General features: G+C 71.2%; 11 protein-coding genes and 1 pseudogene. 3 read left to right on the forward strand and 9 right to left on the reverse strand.

Translation table 11 applies throughout. The features are described 5' to 3' along the window. From EST92_RS28610 to EST92_RS28625, 4 genes and pseudogenes are all read right to left on the reverse strand, one after another. Positions 1–277 (reverse strand): annotated as a pseudogene (locus EST92_RS28610) (hypothetical protein); the annotation flags it as partial. 277 nt (positions 278–554) lie between these two features. Then, positions 555–1610, reverse strand: a complete 1056-nt coding sequence (locus tag EST92_RS28615; protein ID WP_129283623.1) for an NAD(P)-dependent alcohol dehydrogenase — start codon at positions 1608–1610, stop codon at positions 555–557. A gap of 227 nt (positions 1611–1837) precedes the next feature. Further along, the gene (locus tag EST92_RS28620) at positions 1838–2185 is read right to left on the reverse strand and encodes a hypothetical protein (protein ID WP_129283624.1); all 348 of its coding nucleotides are present in this window, start codon (positions 2183–2185) and stop codon (positions 1838–1840) included. A gap of 180 nt (positions 2186–2365) precedes the next feature. Next, complete coding sequence (locus EST92_RS28625) at positions 2366–2935, reverse strand: PadR family transcriptional regulator (RefSeq protein WP_129283625.1); 570 nt, start codon at positions 2933–2935, stop codon at positions 2366–2368. Positions 2936–3068: 133 nt separating this feature from the next. Between EST92_RS28625 and EST92_RS28630 the strand changes: the two genes are divergently transcribed. Beyond that, the gene (locus tag EST92_RS28630; RefSeq protein WP_129283626.1) at positions 3069–3500 is read left to right on the forward strand and encodes a nuclear transport factor 2 family protein; all 432 of its coding nucleotides are present in this window, start codon (positions 3069–3071) and stop codon (positions 3498–3500) included. A gap of 161 nt (positions 3501–3661) precedes the next feature. Here the strand turns inward: EST92_RS28630 and EST92_RS28635 are convergent, their stop codons facing one another. Next, positions 3662–3868: a ferredoxin gene (locus tag EST92_RS28635; protein ID WP_093484311.1), complete on the reverse strand. Its 207-nt coding sequence runs from the start codon at positions 3866–3868 to the stop codon at positions 3662–3664. Between the two features lie 125 nt (positions 3869–3993). Continuing rightward, positions 3994–5232, reverse strand: a complete 1239-nt coding sequence (locus tag EST92_RS28640; protein WP_129283627.1) for a cytochrome P450 — start codon at positions 5230–5232, stop codon at positions 3994–3996. Positions 5233–5709: 477 nt separating this feature from the next. Here EST92_RS28640 and EST92_RS28645 point away from each other — a divergent pair, with 477 nt between their 5' ends. After that, entirely contained in the window at positions 5710–6183 is a 474-nt protein-coding gene (locus EST92_RS28645; protein WP_129251098.1) for a MarR family transcriptional regulator, read from the forward strand. Between the two features lie 97 nt (positions 6184–6280). On the opposite strand, the gene EST92_RS28650 is transcribed toward EST92_RS28645, so the two are convergent. Further along, positions 6281–7441: a flotillin family protein gene (locus EST92_RS28650; RefSeq protein ID WP_129283628.1), complete on the reverse strand. Its 1161-nt coding sequence runs from the start codon at positions 7439–7441 to the stop codon at positions 6281–6283. A gap of 14 nt (positions 7442–7455) precedes the next feature. After that, positions 7456–7707 carry a hypothetical protein gene (locus EST92_RS28655; protein WP_129251100.1) on the reverse strand — a complete coding sequence of 84 codons (252 nt, stop codon included), beginning with the start codon at positions 7705–7707 and terminating at the stop codon, positions 7456–7458. 700 nt (positions 7708–8407) lie between these two features. On the opposite strand from EST92_RS28655, the gene EST92_RS28660 reads away from it, so the two are divergent. After that, positions 8408–8755: a hypothetical protein gene (locus EST92_RS28660; protein WP_129283629.1), complete on the forward strand. Its 348-nt coding sequence runs from the start codon at positions 8408–8410 to the stop codon at positions 8753–8755. Between the two features lie 25 nt (positions 8756–8780). Here the strand turns inward: EST92_RS28660 and EST92_RS28665 are convergent, their stop codons facing one another. Beyond that, on the reverse strand, positions 8781–10025 hold the full coding sequence (locus EST92_RS28665) for a GDSL-type esterase/lipase family protein (RefSeq protein WP_129283630.1): 1245 nt from the start codon (positions 10023–10025) through the stop codon (positions 8781–8783). Positions 10026–10091: the final 66 nt, after the last annotated feature.

Below are 10091 nucleotides of genomic sequence, written 5' to 3' on the forward strand. Positions count from 1 at the left end.
CGGGCACGCCTCCCGTGACGGCCTTGGTGGGGGCCTCGGTGCCGGCCGGGCCGGGCGTCGCACCGCTCTTGGTCGGCTGCGGGGCGGGCCGCGCGGAGGACGGGCCGGTGTGCTGCGGCTTCGGTGCGCGGTCGGCGGCGTGCGCGGTGCCGGCCGCCGACAGCGCGGCCAGCGCGAGCGCCGCGATCAGGCCGGCGCCGGCCGCACCGCGGGACAGGGGGCGGACGGCGTACGGCCGGGAACCGGCGGCGGTGCGGGAGGTACGGGTGGGCTTCACGGTCGGCTGCTCCACGTTCGTCGGCGGGTGGCGCCCGGTGGCGCCCTCACCCGTCACGACGTGCGGCCGGGGCGGGGGTTGCCGGGAGGTGCGGAAAAACTTCCGGGGGCTGCCGGTGCCGGGCCCGACCGCCGGCCGTGTCGGCCTACGCTCTGCCGCGTTCCTCCACCAAGGCCGTCACGGGAGGCGTGCCCGGGGAAGCCGCCGCCCGGGGCGGCCTGCGCAGGCCGCCCCGGGCGGGGCCGTACAGAGGGGAGCGGAGCTCAGATCGTGGCTGTCAGATCGTGGCCGCGTCGATCACGAAGCGGTAGCGGACGTCGCTCGCCAGCACCCGCTCGTACGCCTCGTTGATCCGGTCCGCGCCGATCACCTCGATGTCGGCGGCCAGCCCGTGCTCACCGCAGAAGTCGAGCATCTCCTGGGTCTCGGGGATGCCGCCGATCATCGAGCCGGCGATCGACTTGCGCTGCGGGATCAGGGCGAACGGCGCGACCGGCAGCGGGCTCTCCGGGGCGCCGACCTGGACCAGGGTGCCGTCGGTGCGCAGCAGCCCGAGGTAGGCGTTCAGGTCCAGGTTGGCCGAGACGGTGTTGACGATCAGGTCGAAGGTGCCCGCCAGCTGCTCGAAGGTGGCTGGGTCGGACGTCGCGTAGTAGTGGTCGGCGCCCAGCCGCAGCCCGTCGTCCTTCTTGCGCAGCGACTGGCTCAGCACGGTGACCTCGGCGCCCATCGCGTGCGCGATCTTCACGCCCATGTGGCCGAGGCCGCCCAGGCCGACGACCGCGACCTTCTTGCCGGGGCCGGCCTTCCAGTGGGCGAGCGGCGAGTAGAGGGTGATGCCGGCGCACAGCAGCGGGGCGGCGGCGTCCAGCGGAATGCTCTCGGGTATGCGCAGTGCGTAGTTCTCGTCGATCACCAGGTGGGTGGAGTAGCCGCCGTAGGTGGGCTCGCCGTCCCGGCCGGTCGCGTTGTACGTGCCGACGTTGCCGAGTTCGCCGGTGCAGTACTGCTGCAGCCCGGCGCGGCAGTTCTCGCACTCGCGGCAGGAGTCGACGAAGCAGCCGACGCCGACCCGGTCGCCCTTCTTGTAGCGGGTGACCCCGGAGCCGACCTCGGCGACCACACCGGCGATCTCATGGCCGGGGACGATCGGGAAGTTCCCGCCGTCGCCCCACTCGGCGCGCACGGTGTGGATGTCGGAGTGGCAGATTCCGGCGTACTTGATGTCGATCAGGATGTCGTGGGCACCCAGCTCGCGGCGCGGAATCGTGATCCGCTCCAGTGGTGCCTTCGGGGCGGGTGCGGCGTACGCGGAGACAGAGGTGTGGGTCATGCCACCGAGAATGCGGCGTTCCGATTGCCCTAACCAGTGCCCCCTTGAACCTATGCCTGGCGTGCCTATTACTGCCAGAACCCCCCTGCCGACCGTCGGCGGGGGGAGGCGGCCCCGGCCGGCGAGCGGCCCCGGCCGGCGAGCGGCCCCGGCTCGGCGGTGAGGACCACCATGCCGTACCGGGGCCGCGGCCGGCCGAAGCGCTCCGGCTGCCGGCCGGCGTCGGCTCAGGAGAAGACCACCGAGCGGAGCTTCAACAGCTCCGAGGCGCGGCCGCCGTTGGCCCGGAGCGTGTAGGAATCCCCGGTGCAGTCCGGGCCGGTGAAGACGGTGGCGACGGACGAGGTGTAGTTCTTCGGGGAGTGCGCGGGCAGGGCGCTCGTGTCGGTCACTTCGGGCAGGCTCAAACACGCCCGGCTCGGCGGATCGGACAGCAGGCTCACGTGCGGGGTGCCGCCCTCGTCGTTGTACACGTAGGTGAAGGGGCCGGTGGACGCGCCGGCGGGGGAGGCCGGCAGGGCCAGGGCCAGGGCGAGCGCGCTGACGGCGGAGGCGGCGGTGTGGCGGAGACGCATGCGAGGGTCCTTTCATTCCGTTTCCATGCGGAATGTGTGGTGCCCAGCCATACGACCCGTGATGTCCGTTGTCACACGAAGGAGATCCGGCGAGACGAGCGCGCGGTTGTTGTTCGGATCGGCCTGACCCCTACGGGTTCGGATCGGCCTGACCTCCAGGGGTGCGGATCGGCCTGACCTCTAACGGTGTTGCGGTGCGCCGCTGCGCTCCCGTAGGACGCCGGTGATCCGCTCACACCAGTCGCGGGTCTCCCGTTCGAAGCCCAGGCCGCGCAGGCAGGTCAGATACGGGCCGACCCGGGCGCCGTGGGCAAGGAACTCCGCCTCGTCCAGGCCGCCGCGCAACCGGGCCAGCAGCTGCTCGAAGATCTCGACCTTGGCGGCGGCCATCCGGGCCCGCTCCGACAGCTGCGCGATCACCGGTGCGGCGTCGATCCGGTCCACGGCCTGCACCTTGACCAGCAGATCGTCGCGGATGAAGGACGGCCTGGACGCGGCCGCCGCGAACCGCTCCAGCTCGGCCAGGCCCTCGTCGGTGACGTGGAACAGCCGCTTGTTGGGCCGGGTTTCCTGGACCACCTGACGTCCGGCGACCAGCCCCTCCGCCTCCAGCCTGGTCAGCTCCGCGTAGAGCTGCTGCGGCAGGGCGTGCCAGAAGTTGGCGACGCCGACATCGAACGCCTTGGCCAGCTGATAGCCGCTGTACTCGCCGTCCAGCAGCGCCGCCAGCACCGCGTGCTTGAGAGCCATCGCCCCGGCCACCCTTCCCATACTCAAGAATATGACTAATCATAGTCGCGACCATGGGAGCGCGGGGCGAGGCGCCGGGCCCGGACCCGAGGCCGGACGGTTCGCTGCCCGGCCGAGGCGAGGAGGAAGAGTCATGGGGACGACCGCGGACCGCTTCAAGGCGGCGGTGGAGGCACGGGAACCGGGCGTGCTGGAGGAGCTGTTCACCGAGGACATCCGCTTCTACAGCCCGGTGAAGTTCACGCCCTTCGAGGGGCGGCCGATGGTGCTCGGGCTGTTCGGGGTGCTGCTGCGGACCTTCGAGGACTTCCGTTACGTCGGCGAGCTGACGGGCAGCGCACAGACGGCGGCGGGGGCGGACGGCGGCTCCGTCGACTCGGCGGTCCTGGTCTTCCGGGCCACCGTCCGCGGTAAGCAGATCCACGGCATCGATCTGCTGCAGTTCGACGAGGCGGGCCGGATCAAGGAGTTCACGGTGATGGTGCGGCCGCAGTCCGCGGTGCACGCGCTGGGGGAAGCGGTCCTGGACGGGCTGGTCGAGGACGGGCTGGTGCCGCAGCCGTAAGCCGTAAGCCGTCAGCCGTCAGCCGCAGGCTGTGAGCCGTAAGCCATAAGGCGCGGCGGGCCCGGCGCGGGCGAAGCACCCGGCATCCTGCCGTGGCCGGGTGCCGTGGCCGGGTGCCGGACGCCTCGCCCGCGCCGGGTCCGGGCGTCCGGCGGGGAGCGTCAGACCCGTTCCGGCTGCTCCACCGAGATCGCCGCGGCCGGGCAGATCGCCGCCGCCTCCTGGACCGCTTCCCGCAGCTCGGCGGGCGGTTCGGCGTTCAGCAGGACGACGATGCCGTCCTCCTCGCGCTGGTCGAAGACGTCGGGCGCGGACAGCACACAGCTTCCGGCGCCGCAGCACTTGTCCTGGTCGATGTGCACGCGCATGTTCTCTCCAGATCGAGTTGCCGCCCGGCTTCCTGTGGCCGGGGCGGACGGGTGGTAACGGGAGGACGGGAAGGGCGGGTTACAGGCCGGGTTCCGGAGCGGGTTCCGGCTGACGGGGCGCCGGTTCACCACGCGACGGGCAGCGCATGCACCCCGTAGATCCCCATGTCGTGCCGGAACGGGACGTCCTCGAAGGGGATGTCGAGCCGGAGGCCCGGCAGCCGGCGCAGCAGGGTCTCCAGGGCGATCTGGAGTTCCACGCGGGCGAGGGGCTGGCCCAGGCACTGGTGGACGCCGAAGCCGAACGCCACATGGCGGCGGGCATCGCGGCCGACATCGAGCCCGCCGGCGCCGGGGAAGGTGCCCTCGTCGCGGTTGGCGGTGTTGAGGGCGCACACCACGCCCTCGCCGGCCCGGATGGTGACGCCGCCGACGCGGACGTCCTTGGTGGCGATCCGGGGCAGGCCGTTGTGCACGATGGTCAGATAGCGCAGCAGCTCCTCCACGGCGCCCTTGATCAGCGAGGGGTCGTCGCGCAGCCGGGCCAGCTGGTCGGGGTTGCGCAGCAGGGCGAGCGTGGACAGCGCGGTCATGTTGGCGGTGGTCTCATGGCCGGCGATCAGCAACAGCCGTCCCATGGTGGCGATTTCGGACGAGTTGAGTTCGCCGCGGCTGATCAGCCGGCTGATGATGGCGTCGTCCGGCCGCTGCCGCTTGGACTCGGCGAGCCGGACCAGATACTCCAGCAGCTCGTCCTGTGCGGCCCGTACCTCCTCGCGCGTCGACCGGAGGCTGAGCAGAATCGAGCTGCGCCCCTGGAAGAACTCATGGTCCTCGTACGGGACACCGAGCAGCAGGCAGATCACCAACGACGGCAGCGGCAGCGCGAATTCCGCGACCAGGTCCGCCGAGGTGCGCCCCTCGGTCATCCGGTCGAGCAGCTCATCGGTGAGTCGCTGCACCTCGGGGCGCATCGTCTCCATCTTCTTCACCATGAAGTCGGCGGTGAGCATCCGGCGCAGCCGCGCATGCTCGGGGTCGTCCATGCGGAGCAAGGTCGGCTTCGTGGCGATGAGCTCGCGCCCGCCGGCGGAGAGGAAGGGGAACCCGGGACGGGTCGCGTCGGCGCTGAATCGCGGGTCGCCGAGCACCTCCCGGACGTCCTGATGCCGGGTCACCAGCCAGCAGGAGGACCCGTCCCACAGCGTCGCGCGGGTGACCGGCTCCTCCCGGAGTGCCCGTTCGACGCCGGGTGCCGGACCGAAGGGGCAGCCGGCGGTCCGCGCGGCCGGGAGGTCGAGTGGGGGGAGGCTCTCGCCCGGCCCGGTGCCGGGGCCCGCCTCGATGCGTTCTGCGGTCGTCATGCGGCTGGTCCTTCCACGAACGGCCACGGCACTGCCGTGGCGAAGGGTGCGGGTGGCGCCACTCCTCGACGGTTCCGTACGAACCGCGTACCGGCTGGGCGGCCGGGCCGGCGAGGTCCTGTCCGCCGGGGTGCATGACCGCCGGTGTCCTGTCCGCCGGGGGTGCATGACCGGAGGCACGCCCGGAGGCATGACCGGCCGTGGGCTGTGGGCCGCGGCCGGGACGTGGAGACCGGACGGACACAAGACACAGGGACCGGAGACAGGGACCGGAGACAGGGACCGGAACGTGCCGTGCCGGGCCGATGACTAGTTACCTAAGGTAAGCAATTAACTGCACGCTAACTCACCCCGGGCGGGGGAGGGAAGGGGTGATCGCGAGCCGCATGAGGTTGGCTCAAACCGAGCGGCGGCCCGCACCGGACAGGGGCGGCACAGCGGGGTTTCCGGCACCCCACGGACGGCTAAAGTGCCTGCATGCCGGACCCCGGAAGAGACCAGGACCCCACCGCCGCACTGCAAAGAGTGCTGGCCACGCTGTCCTATCTGCTCACCCGCTCCCGGGCGCACGAACGCCAGGCCGCCCAGGCGGGGGTCACGGCGGCACGTTCCGATCTCTGGCTGTTGATGGCCCTGGAGGACAGCGGAGGCGTCAGCAGGGTCGGCGACCTGGCCGCGCTGCTGATGGTCGAACCCCCTCATGTCACGCGCCAGATCAGCCAGTTGGAGTCGCAGGACCTGGTGGCCCGGACCCCGGACTCCGTCGACCGCCGGGCCCGGAAAGTGGCGATCACCCCGCACGGCAAGGCCATCCTCAACCGCCTGCAGAAGACCAGCCAGGCCGGTCTGCACGAGGCGCTCGCCGGCTTCGACGACGCGGACATCGCCACCACCGTCGCCGTGCTCAACCATCTGGTGGCCTACGCCCGGGAGAAGCACGGGCGGGCGTGAGCGGGGTGGACGTGCGAGGGCGCGCGTGAGCGGGGCGGAAGGAAGCGGGGGCGAGGCCTGAGCGGGGCGGGGCCGGGCGGCCCCACCCCGCCCGGCGTCACTCGATCTCGACGCGGCCGTTGGTGCCCTTGCCCGCTCCGGGGGTGCCGTCGCGGTCGGTGGTCTGGTCCGGCGAGTCGGGGGCGCCGAGGTTGCGACGGACCGAGTCCAGGATGGTCAGGCCCTGGCCGACCAGGCCCGCGGCGATCTCGCCGAGGCCGTCGGTGCCGTTGAGGACATTGACGTTGGCGTTGGCCAGGCCCGCGGAGGCTTCCTTGACGATCTGCGGGAGCTGGTCGATGAGCATCCGGTCCAGGGCCACGCGGTCGTGCGAGGCGGCGGCCTCGGCCTGGATCTTCATCCGCTCGGCCTCGGCCATCGCCAGCAGCCGGATGCGCTCGGCCTCCGCCTCGGCGGGCTTGACGACCTCGGCCACCAGCTCCTGCTGGCGCAGTTGGGCCGCGCGCTCGGCGAGTTCGGTCTGGGCGGCGAGGACTTCCTGCTGGGCGTGTGCCTGCGCCAGCGGACCGGCCTGGGCGGACCGGGCCTTGGCGCGGTCCACCTCCGCGGAGTACTCGGCCTGGACCACGGCGGTCTGCCGGGCGTACTCCGCCTGATTACGGGCGGCCTCCTGCTCGGCCTCGGCCGAGGCCTGGGTGGCCTGTGCCTGGGCGATCTGCGCCTGCCGTTGGATGGCCGCCTTGTGCGGGGCGGACATCGCCTCGATGTAGCCGGTGTCGCCGTCGTCGATCGACTGGATCTGCAGCGAGTCGACGATCAGGCCGATCTTCGCCATCTCCGTCTTGGAGGTCTCCAGGACCTCGGTGGCCAGCTTCTGCCGTTCGGTGACGATCTCCTCGACCGTCATCGAGCCGATGATGGACCGCAGATGACCTGCGAAGATCCGGCCGGTCAGGACCGACATCTGATCCTGGTCGGACAGGAACCGCTGGCCGGCGTTGACCACGCTCTCGGTGTCGTTGCCGACCTTGAACGCGATCACGGCGCGCACCGTCAGTGCGATGCCCTGCCGGGTCACACAGGTCTCCGAGACCTCCGCCTCGCACATCGCCAGCGTCAGAAAGCGGACCTTGCGGAAGACCGGCAGCACGAATGTGCCGTGGCCGGTGACCACTCGGAACGGCGCGCCCCCCTGTCCACGCCTGCCTCCCGAGATCAGCATTGCTTGATCGGGGGCAGGAACGCGGTAACCGAACATCCTTCGTCGTCTCCTCAACTGGCGTTGCCGGCATCGCCGGGCAACGCGTCCAACGGATCCGCCCACTCCATGACATCGACCTGGCGATTGCCACGGGACTCGATCACGAGCACGGTCGCCCCTACCGGAAGGGGCTCGGCGGACCAGGCGAGAAAGGCCTCCGTGCCGCCCCTGATCCGCACCAGGACCTCACCGGGACCGGCAGCGCCACGAGTGCCGATCAGCAGCACTCCCGTACAGCCGATCACGGCATCGTCCTGTGCCATCGGCGGCGGCCCTCCCCCGTTACGTTCCTGGTAAAACGACCATAGCGCTCCGGCGGGCAATGGCCTATGGGGTGATCGCGGCGCGTTGGGATCCCGGCCCACGGCCGTCAATATCCCGCTAGGAAACGGGCGAATGCCTGGCGCAGCGTGGATTTGCCGTGTCCGGTGCGCTTTCCGCGGAGGGCGCTCCGGCGGGCTCTGTGGGAATTGTGCCGGGTGCCGGGTGACGGATGGCCAGGGGAGTGGCGATCGCGGTACGGCCGTGGCCACTGCGGCCGTGCGTCCGTGGTGATTACGGCCGTGCGTCCGTGGTGATTACGGGTGGCCGTCCCCGGGCGTGCGCGGCCACCGCTGTGTGCAGAGCGAAACGCACAATCCAGGCAAGCAGTACTCGTCTGCATTGTTCAACGGCCCGCTTTAGGGAATCACCTAAGGGGTGCGCCGTAGGCTTCACATGGAGCTGGAAGGCGTTCAAAAAGCCTCCGTCCCTCGGCCTCCAGCCGGGATCGGTGCCCGGACGCCGGACCTCCGTCGTGCCGGACGTGCCCCGACCGCAGATGTCGCGAGCGGCCCCTGAACACCTGTCGGATGTACGCCCCGGCGCGAAAAGCGGCATCGCACGGTACGAGTGAATCAGCGAATGTGCGAATCAGCGAGTGAGCGAATTCGCAGGCGGAGCTGACCAGTAGACGGAGGGTTTGTGCGCAACCGAGAGATATCACTGACGCCTGGAGCCGAGCCGCAGGAGGCCCTGGGTATCGCCCGCGCGGCGCTGGAGCGGCACGGCTACCGGTGGGTGTCGCAGACCGACAGCAGCGCAGAGGTGCACGAGGGCGGAAAAGAGATCCGCGGCTTGGCCGTCCCCTTCAAACTCCGCATGAACCTGGCCGTTCAGCACGACCGGCTCGTCATGGAAGCCGTGGTCCACGGCCTCGGACTTCCCACCCCGAACGGAGCCCCGGCCGGCACGCTACGGATCCGGAACAAGCTGAACCACTGCGCAGACCTGGTGGACAGCGCGCTCAGCCAGGCAGGGCTGGTCCGCTGACCGCCGGATAGGCGCGTCCGACACCTCAGGCGCGTCCACCACCTGGGGCGCGTCCGACACCTGGGGCGCGTCCGACGCCTCGGGCCTCCCGGGTGGCGAAGGGGCCGCCGGTGCCGAAGGCCAGCTCGGCGAAGCGTGTGCCGAGGCGGCGGTGGGTGGCGGCGTCCGGGTGGAGCTGATCGGGCAGCGGCAGCTCGGCGAAGTCCGCCTCGCCGTAGAGGGCGCGGCCGTCGAGGTAGTGCAGATGCGGGTCGTCGGCCGCCCGCTGCTTCACGAGGCGGGCGAGCTCCGTACGGATGACGCCGAGCGTCAGCTTCCCGGCGGCTCGCTCCGCGGGGTCGCCCATGGCCGTGAACTGCAGTGTCCCGGTGCTGAGTTTGCTGAAGTCCGGGATGCACGGGCCAGGGGTGTCCTCGTGCAGGGGGCAGTGGAGGGGCGAGACGACCAGCAGCGGTGTGTCGGGGTGCCCCTCCCGGATGGTGTCGAGGAAGCCGTGCACGGCCGGGGTGAAGGCACGCAGCCGCATCAGATCGGCATTGACCAGGTTGATGCCGATCTTGATGCTGATCAGGTCCGCGGGGGTGTCCCGCAGGGCGCGGGCGGTGAACGGATCGAGCAGGGCACCTCCGCCCAGACCGAGGTTGATCAGCTCCACGCCGCCGAGGGAAGCAGCGAGCGCCGGCCAGATCGTGGTGGGGCTCGCCGCGTTGGAGCCGTGACTGATCGAACTGCCGTGGTGCAACCACACCGTGCGGCCCCCCAGCGGCACGGCCTCGACGGGGGCGTCCGTGCGCAGCGCGACCAGCTCGGTGACCTCGTTGTACGGCAGCCAGATCTCGACGTCCTTCAGCCGGTCGGGCAGATCGGTGAACCCAACGGTGCCGACCGGGCCGAGCCGGGTCTCCGCGGACCCGGTCATCAGGTCCACCGTCAGGACGTTGCCGCCGGTCACGCCGGCCTGGCCGGCCAGGCGGCCGTCGACGAGCAGGTCGTACCGGCCGTCCGGACGGGGCGGGGCGCCCAGGTAGTCAATCTTGGTGCGGAGCGTGTCCAGCTCGACGGCGGTGGCCCGGGTACGGAACACCAGCCGTACACCGGAGGGCTGGGCCTCCGCCATGGCCAGCTGCCCGTCGGCGCACTGCGCGCGGGCCCGGGCGGGCAGCCGGTGCGGCAGCAGACCGTGCTCGGTGCGCTCCAGGTCGAGCGCGCCGCGCAGCAGGTCCGCGGTGAGGGGGGTGGTGATCCAGTCCGCCCCCGATTCGTCCCCCACGCCCACCAGGACCAGGGCCGGTGTCAGCTCCCAGGCGGTCAGCCCGGCACCGGAGCGGACGGCGAG

The sequence above is a fragment of the Streptomyces sp. TM32 genome (assembly GCF_004122755.1).
In the GTDB taxonomy this organism is placed as follows: Bacteria; Actinomycetota; Actinomycetes; order Streptomycetales; family Streptomycetaceae; genus Streptomyces; species Streptomyces sioyaensis.